The 18,590-nt window shown below is 59.9% G+C and carries 18 protein-coding genes and 4 pseudogenes; 11 read left to right on the forward strand and 11 right to left on the reverse strand.

The features are described 5' to 3' along the window. Nucleotides 1-6 precede the first annotated feature (6 nt). The 3 genes from ASE71_RS27570 to traA are packed head-to-tail and all read right to left on the reverse strand — an operon-like array spanning nt 7 to nt 5,037. Nucleotides 7-1,173 (reverse strand): conjugal transfer protein TraB, encoded by a 1,167-nt coding sequence (locus ASE71_RS27570; protein WP_060520080.1) that lies wholly within the window; start codon nt 1,171-1,173, stop codon nt 7-9. Next, nucleotides 1,163-1,729, reverse strand: coding sequence for a conjugative transfer signal peptidase TraF (gene traF, locus ASE71_RS27575; RefSeq protein ID WP_082566384.1), 567 nt, complete (start codon nt 1,727-1,729; stop codon nt 1,163-1,165). The genes ASE71_RS27570 and traF overlap by 11 nt, the downstream gene beginning before the upstream one ends. Then, nucleotides 1,726-5,037, reverse strand: coding sequence for a Ti-type conjugative transfer relaxase TraA (gene traA / locus ASE71_RS27580; RefSeq protein ID WP_060520079.1), 3,312 nt, complete (start codon nt 5,035-5,037; stop codon nt 1,726-1,728). Before traA ends, traF begins: the two co-directional genes overlap by 4 nt. A 253-nt stretch (nt 5,038-5,290) precedes the next feature. Between traA and traC the strand changes: the two genes are divergently transcribed. The 9 genes and pseudogenes from traC to ASE71_RS37670 all read left to right on the forward strand — a co-directional run. Continuing rightward, nucleotides 5,291-5,587, forward strand: a complete 297-nt coding sequence (gene traC, locus ASE71_RS27585) for a conjugal transfer protein TraC (protein ID WP_060520078.1) — start codon at nt 5,291-5,293, stop codon at nt 5,585-5,587. Between the two features lie 4 nt (nt 5,588-5,591). After that, nucleotides 5,592-5,807 (forward strand): type IV conjugative transfer system coupling protein TraD, encoded by a 216-nt coding sequence (gene traD, locus ASE71_RS27590; protein WP_058328780.1) that lies wholly within the window; start codon nt 5,592-5,594, stop codon nt 5,805-5,807. Further along, nucleotides 5,794-7,710, forward strand: coding sequence for a Ti-type conjugative transfer system protein TraG (gene traG, locus ASE71_RS27595; RefSeq protein ID WP_029742455.1), 1,917 nt, complete (start codon nt 5,794-5,796; stop codon nt 7,708-7,710). The genes traD and traG overlap by 14 nt, the downstream gene beginning before the upstream one ends. A 9-nt stretch (nt 7,711-7,719) precedes the next feature. Then, entirely contained in the window at nt 7,720-8,160 is a 441-nt protein-coding gene (locus ASE71_RS27600) for a thermonuclease family protein (protein WP_049810932.1), read from the forward strand. A gap of 228 nt (nt 8,161-8,388) precedes the next feature. Next, a complete protein-coding gene (locus ASE71_RS27605) occupies nt 8,389-9,435 on the forward strand; it encodes an IS110 family transposase (RefSeq protein ID WP_018858522.1) in 1,047 nt (348 codons plus the stop codon). A 458-nt stretch (nt 9,436-9,893) separates the two neighbouring features. After that, nucleotides 9,894-10,517, forward strand: a complete 624-nt coding sequence (locus ASE71_RS27610) for an RrF2 family transcriptional regulator (RefSeq protein ID WP_018858523.1) — start codon at nt 9,894-9,896, stop codon at nt 10,515-10,517. Between the two features lie 93 nt (nt 10,518-10,610). Next, the gene (locus ASE71_RS27615; RefSeq protein ID WP_018858524.1) at nt 10,611-11,060 is read left to right on the forward strand and encodes a carboxymuconolactone decarboxylase family protein; all 450 of its coding nucleotides are present in this window, start codon (nt 10,611-10,613) and stop codon (nt 11,058-11,060) included. Nucleotides 11,061-11,418: 358 nt separating this feature from the next. Beyond that, nucleotides 11,419-11,693 (forward strand): annotated as a pseudogene (locus ASE71_RS27620) (HU family DNA-binding protein). Between the two features lie 713 nt (nt 11,694-12,406). Next, a pseudogene (locus tag ASE71_RS37670) lies at nt 12,407-12,555 on the forward strand (phosphoglycerate dehydrogenase); the annotation flags it as partial. A 307-nt stretch (nt 12,556-12,862) separates the two neighbouring features. Here the strand turns inward: ASE71_RS37670 and ASE71_RS27625 are convergent. Next, nucleotides 12,863-13,171: a DUF736 domain-containing protein gene (locus ASE71_RS27625; protein ID WP_060520077.1), complete on the reverse strand. Its 309-nt coding sequence runs from the start codon at nt 13,169-13,171 to the stop codon at nt 12,863-12,865. Nucleotides 13,172-13,700: 529 nt separating this feature from the next. Here ASE71_RS27625 and ASE71_RS27630 point away from each other — a divergent pair. Beyond that, nucleotides 13,701-13,883 carry a hypothetical protein gene (locus ASE71_RS27630; protein ID WP_244496880.1) on the forward strand — a complete coding sequence of 61 codons (183 nt, stop codon included), beginning with the start codon at nt 13,701-13,703 and terminating at the stop codon, nt 13,881-13,883. Between the two features lie 3 nt (nt 13,884-13,886). On the opposite strand, the pseudogene ASE71_RS37165 reads toward ASE71_RS27630, so the two are convergent. From ASE71_RS37165 to ASE71_RS27655, 6 genes and pseudogenes are all read right to left on the reverse strand, one after another. Beyond that, a pseudogene (locus tag ASE71_RS37165) lies at nt 13,887-13,991 on the reverse strand (antirestriction protein ArdC); the annotation flags it as partial. Beyond that, a pseudogene (locus tag ASE71_RS35305) lies at nt 13,991-14,388 on the reverse strand (hypothetical protein); the annotation flags it as partial. The pseudogenes ASE71_RS37165 and ASE71_RS35305, both read right to left, overlap by 1 nt. A 566-nt stretch (nt 14,389-14,954) precedes the next feature. Beyond that, nucleotides 14,955-15,353: a hypothetical protein gene (locus tag ASE71_RS37675; protein ID WP_060634988.1), complete on the reverse strand. Its 399-nt coding sequence runs from the start codon at nt 15,351-15,353 to the stop codon at nt 14,955-14,957. Then, a complete protein-coding gene (locus tag ASE71_RS36570) occupies nt 15,340-15,516 on the reverse strand; it encodes a hypothetical protein (protein WP_029742947.1) in 177 nt (58 codons plus the stop codon). Before ASE71_RS36570 ends, ASE71_RS37675 begins: the two co-directional genes overlap by 14 nt. 15 nt (nt 15,517-15,531) lie before the next feature. Then, nucleotides 15,532-15,744 (reverse strand): hypothetical protein, encoded by a 213-nt coding sequence (locus ASE71_RS36645; protein WP_156400721.1) that lies wholly within the window; start codon nt 15,742-15,744, stop codon nt 15,532-15,534. A 63-nt stretch (nt 15,745-15,807) separates the two neighbouring features. Beyond that, nucleotides 15,808-16,119, reverse strand: a complete 312-nt coding sequence (locus ASE71_RS27655) for a DUF736 domain-containing protein (protein ID WP_060520075.1) — start codon at nt 16,117-16,119, stop codon at nt 15,808-15,810. A gap of 451 nt (nt 16,120-16,570) precedes the next feature. Here ASE71_RS27655 and ASE71_RS27660 point away from each other — a divergent pair, with 451 nt between their 5' ends. Further along, complete coding sequence (locus ASE71_RS27660) at nt 16,571-16,774, forward strand: hypothetical protein (RefSeq protein WP_060520073.1); 204 nt, start codon at nt 16,571-16,573, stop codon at nt 16,772-16,774. A 220-nt stretch (nt 16,775-16,994) separates the two neighbouring features. On the opposite strand, the gene ASE71_RS27665 is transcribed toward ASE71_RS27660, so the two are convergent. Continuing rightward, a complete protein-coding gene (locus tag ASE71_RS27665; protein ID WP_060520160.1) occupies nt 16,995-17,846 on the reverse strand; it encodes a DUF932 domain-containing protein in 852 nt (283 codons plus the stop codon). Between the last annotated feature and the right edge of the window lie 744 nt (nt 17,847-18,590).

The following is an 18,590-nucleotide window of genomic DNA, read 5'->3' on the forward strand; positions in this document are numbered from 1 at the left end:
CCCGGTTCAGGTATTGAAGGAAATGACGAGAGGTTTGTCGAAGAGCCGTGCCCAGGCCTGAGCGCTGGCGCGTTGAATGTCGACGATTGAGGTTCCAGCCGTCCACCACCCATTGCCGACGGCGACGATGGCGTCGGGATCACGGAGCATCGATTGCAGGACCGGCCAGGCGACAAGCAATTCGTAGCAAATCAGGGGAGCGATGCGGGTATTGCCAACGAAGGCGGCGGAATCGCCAAAGAAATGTGCTTTGGCGCCACCGTCTCCCCCTGTCCAGGCCCGCCACGGCTGCCACATGGAACCGGGAACCGGCATTCGCTCACGATAAGCGACTTCACCACCCTTTTCGGAAATCGACACCAAGACGTTGTCGTATCCATCGTCATTCAAGACCGCTGCGCCAGCGAGCACGATGAGACCGGTTCCATTCAGCTCATGGTTCCAGAGGCGTTCGACCGTCGGCGTCCAGAAACCGAGCGCGCTCTCGGGAAGAACGACAACCGAACCTTGGCCTTGGTTTGCTGCCCGGACCGTTGCTGCAAGAGCACGGTGGCGCTCAAGATTGCTCACGCGACCGAGGGAGGCGCCGAAATCAAGATCGACACCATGCCAACCCGAAAGTAAACTCTGCGTCGTCCACTCAGCGGCGGACCAGAGCCAGAAGCTCATCAAGGCTATGGCTGCAGCCGGCCGAAGCCAAGTCGTCATGACGGCGAGGCCGGCTGCCATCAGCGCCAGTCCCGACCAACCCCATCCCGGGAACACGACGCCTGCGGCGGTGATCGGGTGCGCCCAGCCAAGAATTCCAAATGGTGGGACCGCCATGAGGACGGATGCGCCGAGATAGAAAATCCCGCGCCGCCAACCACTTCTTCCGGTCCAACAGGACGTATGGACGACGACGAAGGCGCTCGAGGCGATCAACCACAGTATCAATCCGGGCCAGAGGTCGGACGCGTAAAACGTTGCGACGCCTTGCGGCAAGCCACGCGACGCCGACAGAAAGTAAGCGGTGGAAACCAGCGCGGCCTGCGCTCTGTTTTCCGCCGTGGACCAGAGTGCGGGAAATAATGCCGAGACCGGCAGCAGCAGCACTTCACCGCTCCAGCCAACCCATCCGACGGCCGCAGCACTGATGACCTGCAGGAGAGGTCGGAACCAATTATGGGGCATAAGTGATAACCTCCTCTGCCAAACCGAGGATGCCCGACGCCGGCACCGGGCCGAAGTAGCGAGAATCGAAGGAGCCCCGGAAACCAGAGTGCAGGAACACGGTGCCCGACGGCACGCTGCCGCCACTGAAAGCTGTCAATCGTCGGCCTCCCCCGTCCTTCGATGAAAGCGTGGAGCTCAACACGGGAATACCGTCGATGGTGACGTTGTGACCGATCTGAACGTATTGGCCTGGCAAGGCCACGATCGTCTTGATAAGCGGAGCGTAACCGCCTGGGCAAAGTCCCGCCCTCAGATAACCACGCTGGCGCGCGATCTCCATAGACCTCGCCTGCGGAGGGCAGATGAAGACGAGATCGCCGCGGGCTGCCGGCCGCTCGAGCGGCCTGATACGCCAGACGCCCAAGGGCTCGCTTGGTGTCAGGTTCACACGATAACCGAGGAGCCCGCCCAAGCCGACAATGATCGGAATTGCCAGGGTGACGACCAGAAAACTCCTCGACCGGACGCTTGCGCGTGATGGCCGACCCGAATGTCCAAATAGAGCAAGGATCATTTCAGTGAGAGCCCCTGGCTCTTCGTTTGACGAGATGTCTCTGACTGTTTCAAGGCAGTCATGGTGTGCTCATGCGCGGCGAGCTGCTGAGCGGTCCGCATGGCGTTCCAAGCAGATTGGACCTCGCCCTTCTGCGATGGGTTCATATCCGACGTCAGCCTCTGGAACGTCTCGCCGTTCGGCTCTTTCGCAGCCAGTGTGAGGAAGGTCCGTTCGCCAAACCGCTCGGACACCGCCCTGGTAAAACCATCGAGTTCCGCCTTCACTTGTCCCTCGGCAAGCGCAAACTCCAGACCCGCCGGAAGATCATTTCGATCGATCGCATCTCGAACCCGTTCGAGTGTCTGCTTGGCGGACGGCGAGAGGGCGGGAATGTCGATCGAGAACTTTGCGCGGATCGACCGTTCCTCCGTCTCGTGCTTGCGCTCGGCCACCGCGCGGTGGCGCAGGTAGCGTTCCAGATTGCGCGCGAGAGCGGGGGCATTCAGAGTCGCCTTTTCTCGATCTTGCTTGTGGGCGCTGCTCACGAACATGCCTGTCTTGCCCTTGAGCGCACCAAAACTTTCCGGTTCCGTGTTGATCTTCGCGATCGCGGACTTCGCGGCAGCTTCGTCCGAAAGGATGGCGTCGACATTGATCGCTTTGAATGCGGCTTCCGGCTCCGCGTAGACAACGTGGAAGCGAGATGAGACTTCCTCCCACTGCTTCTTCAGACCGGGATCGGCTGCAAGCCTATCCTCTACCGTCTGCTCAAGCGATTTTGGAAATACCTTAATTCCTGACACCATGGGCTTTGCCTCGTTGATGGCGCTCGCTGTTTCGGATGATTTCTTGATTGGGGACAGGCCCAAAGCTTTGCCGAGGGCAGACAGTTGAGCGCCGAGCTCAACGAGCCGCTGCTTCTGCCGGACAACCCAAACGAGCCGGTCTCGCGCTAAAGTGCGCGCGACTTTGACGAGATGGAATCCCCGAGCTTCGGCAAAAAGGAGGGCCTGGCGGTAGAAGCTGCCGTTCACATAGTCGAGCGTGGTTTCCTTCGAATTCTTGCGAGACAGGATCGCGATCAGGCCGCCGGCCTTCGCAAAAGAACGACGGCCGTAATAGACGCCGAGATCCTCGCGATGGCGCGTCATCGCCACATAGGTCAGATGACGATCCAGCGAGAGGGAAGCGAGTACTTTCACCCGGTCGACCGTGGCACCCTGGCTCTTGTGAATGGTGGTCGCGTAGCCGTGATCGACATTGCTGTAGAAGCGCTGATCCACCGAGATCTGGCGGCGATGCTTGCCGTCGCCAATCTCCGCAACGATGCGACCGGGAGCCGCATCGGCGACTTTGGCCAGCATGCCATTCTTGACGCCCAGCGATCCCTCGTTCTTCAGGAAGACGATCTGGTCGCCCGCTGCGAAACTGCGATCGCCGTCTGCTGTCTTGAATGTCGCACCCGACCCAATGATGCCGCGCTGTATGAGCTTGGCCCGCGCCAATTCGTTCAACATCCGGACGTCGCGCCGTAGATGAGCGAGGATCAGGGAAGACTTCGCAGGATCGAAGTCGCGGTTCCAGTCGGCAATGAGAGCTGCGACTGCCTCCGACTTCAGTTCTGCGCCGATCATCCTGCCGTTGGCGCGATAGGCTTCGACCGCCTTGCCGACATTGCTACGCGCCAGATCGAGCGATGCATCGCGCATCCACTGCTCGCGCTGGCGGTAGACGATTTCGAGCTCGGCATAACCGATCCGATCCGCGATGGCCCGGAAGGCGGCGCCCGCTTCGATCGGCTGCAATTGCTCCGGATCGCCGACAAGAACGAGCTTGGCACCGCAACTGGTGACGGCTTCGACAAACAGCGCCATCTGCCGCGATGAGACCATGCCCGCCTCGTCGAGAACGAAAACGCAACGGTCGTCGAGTTGCTCGCGACCCTTGCCCCAGCACATTTCCCAGGACGCAAGCGTGCGCGAGGCAATGCCCGCTTCCTTCTCCAGACCTTCGGTCGCCTTACCGGCAAGTGCGCCGCCGACGACACGATAACCGGCGGCTTCCCACGCCTCCCGCGCCGCCTTCATCATAGTCGTCTTGCCCGCACCGGCGCGGCCGATGACAAGAGCGATGCGTGCCTTACCCACGACATGCTCGATCGCCGTTTTCTGTTCGTCTGATAACCGGTCATGACGTGCAAATGTCGCGTCGAGCACTGGCCGGCGAACTTCATGCGAGGACCGCTGCGACAGCCAGATCGCGCGATTGGCCATCCCGGCTTCCAGCCGGATCAGCTCGCGGGTGGTGTATTTCGCCGGGGCGCGCAAACCCGTCGCAAAGTCGATCCTCTCGAGATTCAGCCGCAGCGTCTCCGGGCTCTCCAGAATGCGCGCCATCAGGTTCTGGAAGTGGCCGGCGTCGTCGATATAGCGATGCAAGATCTTCGCGATGTCTTGGCTGTCGAAAACGCTCTTCTCACGGGTGAGCAGGTCGAGCACGATACCAGGATTTCTCTGGATCCGACGCGCATTCTCGGCGCGACGTTCCGCCTGGAGCTCCAACCGTTCGAGCGCTGCCACCTCTCCGCAACCAGTCGCTTTCCGCTCCATGGCCTTGGCGCCGACGCCGAGATGGATTGCGGGCATGAGCGCAATACCCTGCTTCTCGAAGGAGCGGCCATCGACGCGCAAGTCGAGGCCGGCGAGCGCAAGATGCCTGTTCTGGCAGGCGAACCAGCCATCTCGAAACACAATGAAGTCGTTGAGGCTTCCTGCCCAAAGCTGGTAGACGATCTTGCCAGCATCATTACGAAGCGGTTTGCCGTCCGGACCTGTGACAGCAACCTTCTTCGAACCGAACCCATCTTCGGTCAGGGGCCGCAATGTCGTCATAAGATGGATATGCGGATTGCCGGGCGCGTCGTGGAAGACCCAGTCCGCCACCATGCCCTGACCCGTAATATGTCTTGCAACAAAATCCCGCACGAGCTCGATGTTCTGCGCGGCCGAAAGTTCGATCGGCAGGGCGATGGTCACGTCCTTGGCAAGCTGGGCGTCCGAGCGTTTCTCGAAATCCTCGACCTTGTTCCAGAAGGCTTCCGAGGTGCCGGACACCGAATGATAGGCAATCATCGATTGCAGCCATTCCGGCGCATCAGCGGGGATGACGAACTCCTCATGCAGAAGTCCCTGCTTGCGGGTGTAGTCGATCGTACGGGCCTCACGCTTGTAGTCCATCTTCGCGCAGTGCCGGTAGGCCGCCGACAGCACCGCACTTCGGCCGGAGCCGCGTGCGACGATACTGACGGAAAAATGCGGAGCGGCCATCGCTACGAAAGTTCCTGTGATCGAGCGAATTCAATACATTCGTCGTGAGCGGCGGCCCCGCTGGGCCAAAAAGCAAAGCGTCGCGTCAGCGACGTATAATTGCGCCCTTCGGATCCGCTCCTTCGGAACGGCCGGGATCATGATCAAAGGCGTTGGCTGCGCCAACTCGCACTTCTGTTAGTGGATCGGCACGCCGATCTGAAGGAACCTGATGCTGTTCAATCCAAACAACATCAGAAAGGGACAACCGTAAATGAAGAAGCCCTCCTCCAGGATCCGCGAAGAAATCGCCAAGCTTCAGGAGCAGCTGAAGCACGCCGAGACGCGTGAAGCCGAACGGATCGGTCGCATCGCACTCAAGGCCGGACTCGGTGAAATCGAGATCGAGGAGGCGGATCTTCAGAAGGCCTTCGAGGATATGGCCAAACACTTTCGCGGAGGCAAAGTCGGATCGAACGGAAAGGGGCGGGCAGGGGTTGGCGTCGCGGCCACGACGGAAAGTGCGACGGTCTCGGCTGGCGCGACTTCGGGGAGCGGTCACGAGGCTTGAGCGCATGCGCCGCACTACGACTTCAAAGGCGCGCAAAAAGGACACGCGCGACAAGATCGAACTTGGCGACCTGATCGTCAAAGCAGGTCTGCGATACGAGAAGCGCGCGCTTATCCTGGGCGCGCTCATCGAACTCGCTCGCCGCCTCAAATACGATGAAGGCGAGCGAACCAGGCTGATCGCTATCGGTGCGGAGGCCTTCAGCAATGACGGCGACTAGGACCCTGTTGGTCGTCGCACCGGTCGCACTCATGGTGACCGCCATCTTTGTCACGACCGGAATGGAGACTTGGCTTCAAGGCTTCGGAAACACGGAAGCGGCAAAGGTCGCTCTTGGTCGCGTTGGAATTTCTGCGCCGTATATTGCAGCGTCGGCGGTGGGTGTCGTCTTCCTATTCGCGTCTGCTGGTTCGGCAAGTGTCCGCTTTTCCGGCTGGGGTGTCGTTGCCGGGAGCGGTGCAACAATCCTGATCGCTGCGTTGCGTGAAGCGGTACGTCTTGCCGCGTTTGCGGGGAAGATGCCGGCAGGCAAGAACCTGGCGGCCTCTCTTGACCCCGCAACAGTGCTCGGCGCTGCGATCGCGCTGATGGCGGCGTCTTTCGCTTTGAGGGTCGTGTTGATCGGCAACGCCGCTTTTGCGCGTCCAGAACCGAAGCGTGTCAACGGAAGACGGGCACTTCATGGAGAAGCGGACTGGATGAAGCTCGCATCGGCCGCAAGGCTTTTTCCCGAATCCGGAGGAATCGTTGTCGGAGAGCTTTACCGGGTCGATAAGGATAGCACTGCAGCACAGTCGTTTCGCGCGGATAGTCCCGACACCTGGGGTGCCGGTGGCAAATCGCCGCTCCTTTGCTTCGACGGGTCATTCGGCTCCTCACACGGGATCGTATTCGCCGGATCCGGCGGCTTCAAGACGACGTCAGTGACGATCCCGACGGCACTCAAATGGGGTGGCTCGGTAGTCATCCTTGATCCGTCGAAAGAAGTAGCGCCAATGGTCTCGAAGCATAGGCGAGACGCCGACCGGGACGTCTTCGTCCTCGATCCAATGGCCCCGGAGACAGGATTCAACGCGTTGGATTGGGTCGGTCGGTTTGGTGGAACGAAGGAAGAGGATATTGCGTCGGTCGCTTCGTGGATCATGAGCGAAAGCGGTGGTGTACGTGGCGTGCGCGATGACTTCTTTCGCGCGTCAGCGCTACAGTTGTTGACGGCTCTGATCGCCGATGTGTGCCTGTCGGGACGCACTGACAAAGCGGACCAAACTTTGCGTCAGGTACGCAAGAACCTCTCCGAACCGGAGCCGAAGCTTCGCGAGCGGTTGCAAACAATCTATGACAATTCGGATTCCGACTTCGTGAAGGAGAACGTTGCGGCCTTCGTGAACATGACGCCGGAGACTTTTTCGGGCGTCTATGCAAACGCGGTTAGGGAAACGCATTGGCTGTCCTACTCAAACTACGCCGCACTTGTATCCGGCTCGACGTTCTCAACCGGAGAGATTGCCACCGGACACGCGGACGTTTTCATCAACGTGGATCTGAAAACATTGGAAGGCCACTCCGGTCTTGCCCGTGTCATCATCGGCGCGTTGCTCAACGCGATCTACAATCGCAATGGGGAGATGAACGGTCGCACCTTGTTCCTTCTCGACGAGGTGTCCCGGCTCGGTTACATGCGCGTTCTTGAAACGGCAAGGGACGCCGGTCGCAAGTACGGTATCACGCTCACGATGATCTATCAGTCGATTGGTCAGATGCGAGAAGCTTATGGCGGGCGCGACGCGGCAAGTAAGTGGTTCGAAAGTGTAAGCTGGATCAGTTTCGCTGCCATCAACGATCCTGAAACCGCCGACTACATTTCCCGGCGATGCGGAATGACGACTGTCGAGATCGATCAGGTGAGCCGCAGTTTCCAGTCACGGGGATCCTCGCGGACACGTTCGAAGCAACTCGCGGCAAGACCATTGATCCAGCCGCACGAAGTGCTGCAAATGCGAGCCGACGAGCAGATCGTATTTACTGCTGGCAATCCGCCGCTTCGCTGCGGCCGAGCGATTTGGTTTCGCCGTGCAGACATGAAAAGTTGCGTAGCGGAAAACAGATTCGAAAAAATGAAATAGGAAGCAAGCATGAATTTTCTCAAAGGCTCGTTGGCCATCGCGGGCACGCTGCTCTGTATGGCTGGGCCGGCAGTCTCGCATGCCGCGGCGCGTGACAGCCTTTCGGCACAGTTTTCGATCTGCTCCAGCGCCCCGCGCGTCAATTGCGTCGTAGATGGGGACACCTTCTGGTTTCGCGGTCAAAAAATCCGCATCGCCGACATCGACACACCGGAGCTCAGTCCGCCGCGTTGCGTGCGCGAAGCAGAGCTCGGTGAAGCCGCAAAGTACCGTCTGCTCGTGCTCCTAAATGCCGGGGAATTTTCGCTCACCAGCGGCTTGCGCGATGCAGATCGCAACGGCCGGAAGCTGCGGACAGTGCTGCGCAACGGATCATCGCTCGGCGAAATCATGATATCCGAGGGCCTGGCGCGCAGCTGGGAGGGACAGCGTCGGAGCTGGTGCAACTGACGCAGCCGAAGGCGATGAGACCTGTCGCGGCTTTCGCCCCGCCACTCTTGAGGCAATGAGCGTATCAGGCAGAGGACGCATCCTGCGTCCGGCGCCAATTCGCGCGCCGCTTGACCGGTTAAAAGGGTCGCCGCAGGAGGGTTAGCAAAAGTATCGGACGGTGGCTGATGATAAAACGCGGTCAGTATGACGCAGCCACATTTTATCATCAGAGAGAGGAGCGCATCCATGAAACATTATGTCGGTCTCGATGTCTCCATCAAGGAGACGAGTGTTTGCATTGTCGATGAGAACGGGAAACTCTGCCGAGAACGAAAGGTCGCGTCACACCCGGATGACCTCGTCGCTATTTTGAACGATCCGGCGCTAAACCTGGACAGGATCGGTTTGGAGGCCGGTCCATTATCGCAATGGTTATTCGACGGATTGGCTAAAGCAGGCTTCCCGGTCGTCTGCATCGAGACTCGCCATACCAAAGCCTTTCTTGAAGCACTCCAGCAAAACAAAAGTGACCGGAACGACGCGAGGGGCATCGCCAATATGATGCGCGTCGGCTTGTTCAAGGATGTGCATGTGAAGACGCTTGGGAGTCAAAAGCGCCGCGCGTTGCTGACAGCACGCTCTTTGCTGCAGGAAAAGGCGATCGATCTTGAGAACGAGATGCGCGGCCTTCTGCGCAATTTTGGACTGAAGGTCGGCCAGACCTCTGGCGGCACCTTCGAGCGGAGGATTCTGGAACTCGTAGAAAATGATGCTGAACTGGTAGAGATCATGCAGCCTCTGCTCGACGGCCGGCGCAAATTGCGAGAGGGTCTTGCCAAACTCGAGAAGCGGGTTCGCAGCGAGGCAAAAAATGACGACGTTTGCAGGCGCTTGATGACTGTGCCTGGGGTCGGCGCTGTCGTCTCGCTCGCCTACGTCGCGACTGTCGACATCCCGACGCGCTTCCGGCATTCACGTTCGGTGGGAGCGGTACTTGGCTTGACGCCTGTACTCAACCAATCGGGCGAGGTGAGCCGGGTTGGGCATGTCTCACTTCGCGGCGATGCCATGATGCGACGGCTTCTTTATGAAGCCGCCCAATCAATGATGACCCGCGTAGTGAAATGGTGCTGGCTGAAGGCTTGGGCCATGAATGTCGCGAAGCGACATGGCAGCAAGAAAGCGAAGGTGGCATTGGCTCGTCGTCTCGCGGTCGTCATGCATCGAATGTGGGTGGATGGTTCAGAGTTTCGCTGGACGAAAATAGAGCCCCCTACGTCGGTGGCAGCCTAGCTGAGGGACCGAGAAAATATCTTGAAGCCAATTCAGAGTTCCGCGTAGCAGCGGAAGGCGTCCTTCGCGGACGACGGTGATGCGAGTTCGTGGCGGCGTTTATTCCGATGAATTTTCATCAGGATGCAGCATAGATTGGACCGCATTATCTACGGAACCCCATCATGGGAGGACTTTGTGCCGATCCCGGAGAGAAGCGCGGGCCGCGAACGTCAAACGCTATGTGGTGTACAGGTATGACCGGCCGGCGTTTGCCGAGCAGCGATTTCGGCTGCTCTGCGCCAACAGCAGACTTCGGGCAACGCGAATCTGAGATCAGAAACCGGAGTTTCTCTCGATTGCATTCGGCTCATCAGTCGAACTCTGCTTGGGACCGTTTGACAATTTCGCCGTTGACTCTTTAACGCGGATAGAGTTAGGTTGCGTTAAGTCTAATGCGGACTTGATGAGGTGGCGTTATGTCGAATGATGAGGGGCAAGTTGACGCCGAAGGCGATCAACACCCGGCCAATAGCGGGATGCCTGATCGACGCAAAGGCGTGAGTCTGTTCGGGGTCTCGGTCGAATACGGGCTTCACACCCTGCTGTGGCTCATCTCCGAGCATCCGAAGCGCGCGAGCAGCCGAGACCTCGCAGAGATGCAGGGCGTTCCCACCGCCATGCTGGCGAAGATCATGCCGAAGCTGGAAAAGGCCGGGATCGTCTCATCGAGCGATGGGATCAGCGGCGGCTACGAACTGGCCAAGCCGCCAGCGAATATCTCTGTGCTTGAGGTCGTGGACGCCATCGAGGGCGATCGAAAACTGTTTGATTGCAAGGAGGTCCGTCGAGGCTGTGTTCTGTTTGGCGGAACGCCGCCACCATGGTCGGTGGATGGTGTCTGTCGCATTCATGCGGTCATGCTGCGCGCTGAACGGCGCATGCGTTCTGAACTCGACAAGACGAGCCTTGCCGATCTTGCGCAGGGCGGAAGACCGGAAGAATTCGAAAACCTTGTCGCGGACTGGTTCCGCGACCGGACATCGGCACGGGAGACGGCGCGCGTCACGGCGCTGAGAGAAGGACGCCGCTCTCCACGCTGACGACACCACGGAGAATTCGGAAATTCCTGCCGACGGCGCGCTGTGCCGGCGACGGGAGAACTGCAACCATGAGAAACAGGAAAGGAACCATCCATGGCCCGTCTGAACTGGTACGAAGTAGCTCCCGAGGGCGCAAAGGCGCTGTTCGGTGTCCACCACTACGTCACGAAGAACACTAATCTGCCCGAGGAGCTAATCCACCTCGTCTTCCTCCGGGTCTCCCAGATCAATGGCTGCGCCCACTGCATCGACATGCATGGTCGCGATCTTCGCAAGACCATGTCGGTCGACAAGGTCGCTCTGGTGTCGGTCTGGGACGAAGTGCCCCATCTGTTTACCGACCAGCAACGCGCAGCCTTGGCTTGGGCCGAAGAAGTGACCCGGGTCAGCGAAACGCACGCATCCGATGAAGCGTATGCCGCAGCAGCCTCGGCCTTCGAGCCGAAGGACCTGGTCGATCTGACGATCACAATCGCAGCGATGAACGCTTTCAATCGTCTGGGTGCCCCTTTCCGTCTCCCGGTGTCGGCCAAGGCGGCCTGAGCCAACCAAGGCGGGCGGGGCATCTCCACTCCGTCCGCCGAACTCGGTCCCAGCAGTCTTGCAATCATTTCAGGCGTGTCACGACCGCTTAGGGCCGACTGCGGACGATGCGTCCCGTCGGCTTGGGATCGGCGGGAATGTGCTTGACGTTACCCCGCCGATTAGAGAAGCGCCGCCGCCAGGCGGAACCCGGGACCGACTATCCCCGGCAAGCGGCTCCATTTGAAGCCACCTTTACGAAACATCACCCTCGTGAATCGATTGGCTGCGATCGATTCATATAAGTCGTTGGAGGTGCAACTGCCCGATCGGCGATGCTCGAGCCATGGGGCGTATAGGCCCGCGCGGTCAAGAGCGGGTGACGACAACGAATGAAATCGCCGACAAGATCGCAACCAACCATGGCCTCACCAAAGTGCAAAGCAAGGCGATCGTCGAAGCAGTTTTCTCTGCGATCACGACTGCCGCGGAATCGCCGAGACTTCCATTCCGGGCTTCGGCAAGTTCAAGGTGAAGGATACGCCTGAACGCGAGGCACGCAATCCGGCCACGGGAGCGACGATCAAGGTCGCGGCAGCCAAAAAGCTCACTTTCGCGCCCGCCAAGGCGTTGAAAGATGCCTTGAACCAATGAGCTTTGTTCGCGTGCGCGATCGGGCGCGTCGCGAAAACTCTCTTTGCATGCGCAGGCCGCCATGGCGGCCTTCGCATGCAAAGAGACCGAGTCCGGCGGACTCGATTCCATCTTCGATCCATAGCCGCTGGCAAGACACTGAATGGGAAATGCCGGCTTAGAAGGGCGGCTCAGGTACAGCTCTGTCTTCCTGCTGCGCCGTGATGATTGCCAATTCGGCTTGCGCCAGTTCCAGCTCAATTTTGATCTAAGCGCCGTTCCCTGTCGCTGATGGTCCCGGTCAGTTCAGCCCGCAGTTCTTCGATCTGGATTTCGAGAGAATGGGTCATCTTCGTTTCCCTGACGTTTGTGAAAGATGACCGACAGTTCCGAGAAGGGGATGGCGAAGTCAGGGATCGCAGCGACCGGCAGAGCCGGCGAGTGGGGGAGCCGATTTCCGGGGCAGCAATCAGGCTGCGGGAGGAAATTGGGGGCACCGCTCGTCCTTGAGGCCTGCATGCCCGCTTGGTACAATCGGATATTCTGAGCAGCTTTTCCGCAAGCCGTATGGCACCAGGAAAGCCGGACCGGGCTCGATGCCGGGTCCGGCTTCGTCTTCTCGACACAAGAAGAGGCCTCACCGGCGCGCGAAGCCACCCGCGCCTGTTGCTCCTACACCGACCGCGGCAAACTGAGCTCGAGCCAAAGTTCCGGCCAGGTTCGCCAAATTGATGTCGCGCGGAGTGAACATCGTCGGCGAATTCCTTCAAATTCATGGCGATACGGGCTATGTCGTCATTGAAGCTGAGGGGATTTTTCCTGATACGCGGACGACATCCTTCACGCGCTTCGCCAAATTCCTGGAAGCACGGAAATTCGGTTGCGTGGAAGAGATAGCTGGGTGGCGATGGCTATTCGTTCGATCCGGGATACAACAAATCGATGTCGATTGTAGGTCATCGAGACGCATTAAGACGTGTTTGAGACATCTGACAAACTGCGCAAGAGCAAATCCCAACATCGGGTAGGTACGGCGGTTGGCGCGCCTTTGCAGATATTCGGACTGCACAAAACCGGCCCGAGAAATTTGCAACTGATGAAATCCCGCTTCCCGTACCAAGACCGCCAAGACGGAGCCATGTTTTCCTGCATTGCTGGGGGCCCCGCCGGCGGCGGGGCCCCTGGAAACCTCAGTCCCTGCTCGGGCGGGACCAGATGAGCTGGAGTCCGTCTTCGCCTTCCACTTCAGCGAGCGTTGCGTAGATCGGGGCAGGGAAGCTCGGATCGTCAAGCTTGACCGACAGGTAGTCGCGGCCCTGCTCGGAGGTCTTCTGCCAGGCGGCGCCGAGTTCAACGCTGTGGGCGTAGACGCGGAACTGCGGGCCCTTGTCGGAAGGGTTCTCGACCCGGGCGATGCGCGCCTTGACGTTGAGCGCGAGGGTGCGAATGGAGCCGGTGAAGCCGTTTTCGGTGGAGGTGAAGGTGCCGATGGTTGCCATTGTCGTATTCCTTTTCTTGTGTATCGGGCCGCGCCCATCGCGGCCTCGATGGCTGTCGCAAAGACCGGTGACGATCGGACCGCACCCAGCCGGGGTCCCCATCGCGCCCGCGCGTTGGGGTGGCGATTAGGCCGCAATAAAATGGAGGGCGGCAAGTCGCAGATTTGTTAGTGGGAGAGGAGGAGACCGAGCTGGGGTCCTCGCTCGACTTGTCGAGTGGGGTAGGTTGGCTCGGGGGTAAGAAATCTGAGGCTGCCGTTGCGGCAAGACGATCGAGGCGAAGCCGGTCTCCGGTCAGACATGCCTCATCGAGCCCGCAGATGGGTTGCCGGAAACTCTGACGTGAAGGGATATGGCAAAGGCGTGTCGCAGCGCTCGCCGGTGCACAAACGGCACCCGTCGCCTTGACCCACCATGGCCTTTGTCAACCCGCATCAATCGGGGCATCCGCTTCCGCCTCAATGTGCCCGTTTGCCCGACATACCCGGTGGGATATCGTTGCTCTCGCTTGTCGCAGCCTGGAGGATCAATGCGTCAGCAGATCAAGCCGTTCATGTCGAACGCAAACCGTCCCGCGAACCCAAACCCGATGCCGAGAGACCAATCGATCTGGGGAAGGCTGGACGCTGACATCATCGCACAAGGTCTCAAGGAGCCGTTGGATACGGATCAGGCGGCCGCCACCGGTGGTGACGGCCGCGCTCAAGCATGAACATCATGCCGCTGCCTTCACTTCCGCCTCTGGCTGCAACGAATGCATGAAGCTGACGGCCCGCTGCGCGTGAGCCGCCGCCTGGAAAATCGCCTGTTTGTCGTTGGCACTGCGCCCTCCGCTGCCATTCTGAGCGCGTGGGACTGGACCTCCATGTCGGCCGCGAACTCCCGCTTGCGTTGGGCGGCGCTGTCATAGCCAACCGGGCCATCGAGGTCCTCGTCGCGGGCATCGTTGGACGCCTTGGCGGTGGCGTCGCGCGGCTCGGTCACGGCGCGGGAGTAAAACTGTCCAGCGCCGTGCGCCGATCCGACAAAGGTCCCGACGATGCGCTGCAGATGGATCTGCATGGCCTTTTAGCCCAGGCCTTCGGAGAGGCACTTGGAAGTGTGGATGATCAACCGTTCATGAAGGCTGCGGATGCCATCGCTGTCGACGACTGCTGTCCGAAGCTTTCGGCGATCTTCAATGCCTGGGTGGCGTGGGGGCAGGAAAGGCGGACCATTGCGAGGGTGGTGCCGCGGCGAGGTTGCGATGACCTGGTGTTGGCAATCCGGTTCGGGCCCGATATCAGTTCCAGACCGAGAGAAGGCGACATGGCCAAGCGCGGCATGCCGACCGAAACCGGGCAAGTGTAGCACTGGCGCCGTCGTCTCAGGTCCGCCTATTCCCGCCTGTACCTCACAGCCGCATGATCGCGATACTCAAGCTCGCCGATAACCTGCTTGCCTGTTTGCAACGGCGTCGAGTTCCCGCCATCATTCGAAGGTCAGCAGATGCGAGAGACGGAGATTGGATCGGCGCCTTTCCGGCTCCGGACCTTCACCGTCGTCGCCTGTCTTTCGGCAGGCTCCGCAATCTGCCGGGTCAGGGCAATCGAGATGCCGCTGCGCGTCATCGTCGCAAGCGGCCGACGGACAGCGACAGCACTCACGAGACAGGTAAAGGCGCTGGATGCCGTGACTATATATCCAGCACCAGATCACCAATGCGGGCAACGGCCAAAACATCCGCGCTGCTGGAAAACTCCACCCCCGTGGGTGATGCGATGTTCGATTGAATGGCGGAGGGTCATGCTGCAGCCCTCTTATCGATGTCATGATCATTCTTCTCGTCGGCTGGTAGAACTGCATCCAGTGGATCGCCATCGACCGCGTCGTCGTGATCCTCTTCGGCGGGATCGTGCCCATCGCCGACGCCACATTCTGAGGTCCCGCGCCAATGATATCGGTCGCAGCGCCGGCGCGGACCCAGCTCGTCGGCTGGCGGCGCGAAGCGGCCCAACGCATGGACGAAGTGCTCGTTTGCGAAATGCTCGACGAGCGCCGCACGGGTTTCACGTACCTTCGGCCGGGGCTGGACGGACGCCTCCGCGCAAGAGCCTTCCAGCGCCTGGCGCGACAGGCATAACAAGAACTCCTCCGAACCCATGTTCGGCAGAAATTCGTCGGGAGGCTCAATGAGCCGCAAAGGGATAGAGCTCGTGGATGACCTCAAGGTCATCGCCAGCGTCGATCTCGTCAGAGGGAAGGACGCCGTATTCGCCGTCGACTTCGAAGACGGTGACCGGGACCATCAGGTCGCGGGAAAGCTGGAACGCGTGGGCCTGTGCAAGAGAAAGGTCGTGCGACATATGGAAGGCTCCATCTCAGGAGCGGGCCAATTCCCGATCGACGGCGTCCTGGCTCAGGGCCGGATCTCTTCGAATGCCGGTCATTTCATGCTGCGCTTCAGATCGAAAATCTGGATCATAGCGGTCGAATTTCGACCGCGAAATTGCAGGATTCATCAATGGACCAACGACGCCAGGAAGCAGCGCGCATTCCTGATTTCGGCCCGCGTTGCCCAATGTACTGTTCAATGGTCATTGTCGGCTCCCGGCGTTGGAAGAGGGGCCCCGCCTGGCGGCGGGGCCTGCTGCTTGTTAGTCCCAGTTCGGGCGCGACCAGATCAGCTGGTAGCCATCTTCACCTTCACCCCCCGCAAGTGTCGCGTAGATCGGAGCAGGAAAGCTTGGATCATCGAGTTTCACCGAGAGGTAGTCTTTACCGGTCTGCTCGGAGCTCTTCTGCCAGGCCGCGCCGAACTCGACGTTGCCGGCATAGATGCGGAAGTGGGGGCCCTTGTCGGAGGGAGATTCGATCCGGGCGATGCGAGCCTTGACGTTGAGGGCCAGGGTGCGGATCGAGCCGTTGAAGCCATTTTCAGTGGAGGTGAAAGTGCCGATGGTAGCCATGTCGAAGTTCCTTTCTGTTTTTTCGGGCCGCGCCCTTCGCGGCCTCGATGGCTGTCGAAAGGACCGGGGACGATCGGACCGCACCCATTGGGCCGCAATGAAATGGAGGACGGCAAGGGACACTTTTGTTGGTTGGCGGGGAATGGCGGCCTGGGCCGCCAGGGGCAAGAAAAGTGCGCTTGCCGTTGCGGGCGGACGATCGAGGCGTCAGCCGTTTTCCGGTCAGACACGCCCCATCGAGCCCGCGCAGGGAGCGGCCCGAGGCACGGAAGAAACATCTCCATGGCAACGAAGCAGGCCAACACTGATCAAAACGTTCGGCGGTCGTCCACAACCTGCGAATGCCGCCGGAACCGACTTTCGCCGTTACTGTCTCCATCCTCGATCAAGGCCCAGCTGCCAATCCCGTCGCGCGAATTCGTTTGATCGCGACCCGTCCAATGGTGGAGACATGCGCCAGCAGACAAGACCGTTCATCGTTGAAATCAAGCAGTCCAGAAAGCCGCAGAACAAGGCGCAAAAGGCTTCGATCTGGGGAAAAATGGACCTGCGCGTGACCGACGAACCCATTGCAGCCATTCCGGCAGAACAGGGCCCGTCCGCGGCCACCGATGTCGTCGCTCACCGTCAGAGCGAGCGTCCTTCAGTTGCCTGATGGATGCCCATGGGCGCTTGTCCCAATCCAGCGTTGCTGCACATCCAGTGCCAGACCGACCAGGCAAACTGTCCAGGTCGACGCGAGCGTCCTTCGCGCTGGCGTCTTCCGGGTGGGCAGGGGAGTTTGAGGGGCGGGGCTTTGGGGCGCCCCTCAAGGCACGCGATCGTCTCGCGTCCAGATGGATACCGGACGCGAGGAGATCGATCGGCCGAGAAGGTCAGCGGCGGAGCAATGCGGCCATTCTCTCACCAATGAGCCAAAGAGCCTTGTTGAGCTTGATGTCCTGATCGATGCCGTTAATCGGTCGAGACGTCGATCGGCGCGCTCTGCCGAATTCATCACGCCTTACACCACGCAATCCACCTTTAACGCTGTTCTCCTGAACGACATTCCACACGGTCCAAAGGTCTTCTGCCCGGTCCTCGATGCGGCGTGGCACCAGCAATTGCTCCGGTTTGATCGGGTTTGTCACCGACCCTTCGGTGTCGCCAAAACGAACGAGATGTGCAGCCTCGGCCAGGACTTCCCTTGCCTCACGCCCCACTCTTAAGCCTGACCAGTCCTGCGGCGCCGCCAGAGTGCGCTCCGCCTCCCCAAGGACGCGATAGGTGCCCTCGATCACCTTGCCTTGAACATCGCCGCAGTGTCGGACTTTGATCGCGTCGATCGTTCCCGTTTGCGCAACGAGCGAGTTGAGGCAGCACACCCGGAAAAGCCCTGCGAGCAATTCGTATGCACTCGTTCCGTCATTTGCATTCTTGAGCAGGATTTCGCAGACGGTATCGCCGACGTGATAGATATTGCCATCATCGAGACGGCGAAGCCGGATGAGGTGCTTTGTAAAATTCGCCTTTCCTTCGGTGCGGCTAACCGATTGGCGCGCTCCGACCGGCATGAACCCCTCCTTTGCAAGAGCGCGCAAAATCTCGATTGTCGGGATCGGCTTGAAGCGCTCGGAGCGGCTCTCGTGCGCTGAGGTGGCAAATATCGAAGGTGCAAAGCCACGCATCTCGTCCTCGGTGAGAGCTCGACCGGTGTCAAATCGGGCAGTTTTGGCGTAGATGCTCACTGTCATTTCTCCTTTTCCCTTAGACCGCGAAGCAGGGCCGCGTCCTGCTTCCCGGGGCCGCGCGAGCGGTGGGGACGGAGGGGAAAACAGTCTTTGCGGGGAACCGCCTGCACGAAAGCGGAAGCGAAGGAAGGTGGGCGAAAGACTGTTTAGGGGAGAGAAGGGACAAAGACCCTCGGCCCCCTCGACCGATCGGAGTCGATCGGTCAACCAACAATGAAGCGTATCGGAGCTTTCAGCATAGCGCCGCTTCAGCGGGAAAGCGGGAATTCGCGTCACGCGAAGGGCGGGAAAAGGCCGCCGCAGGAGCTTTAACATAGTGGCCCGAAGGGAAAGCGGGACCGACTGCCCCCGACCGTAGCGTTCCACCAATCAGGCACGTGAAGCCCTCGCGTTGGCAGCGCACTCTCGAGCATTCACGCGTGCGGGCAAAATGCTTCCTTTGACGCGCGTTGCTGAAACTCGGGGACAATAGCTGCGTCCGACCAAGCACGGACGAACGTCGGAGAAGGCTAGGACTGGAAACCGTTCGAGCGTGAAAACGCTCCCGAGATTTCGTTGCATTTAGTCCAGGGGGTGAGGTTCGGCGGGGAAGATCGTCTCTCCCGATCCGGCAATCACATGCACATGCACAGGCACAGACACAGGCACAGGCTGTAGGCAGCGGGCGTTGATAATTCCTGTCGCATTGCCGACACTGATTCGGGTGACAGGAGGACAACGCAACGGTGATTGTCCTGCAAC

Source organism: Ensifer sp. Root954, assembly GCF_001429005.1.
GTDB classification, from domain to species: Bacteria; Pseudomonadota; Alphaproteobacteria; order Rhizobiales; family Rhizobiaceae; genus Ensifer; species Ensifer adhaerens.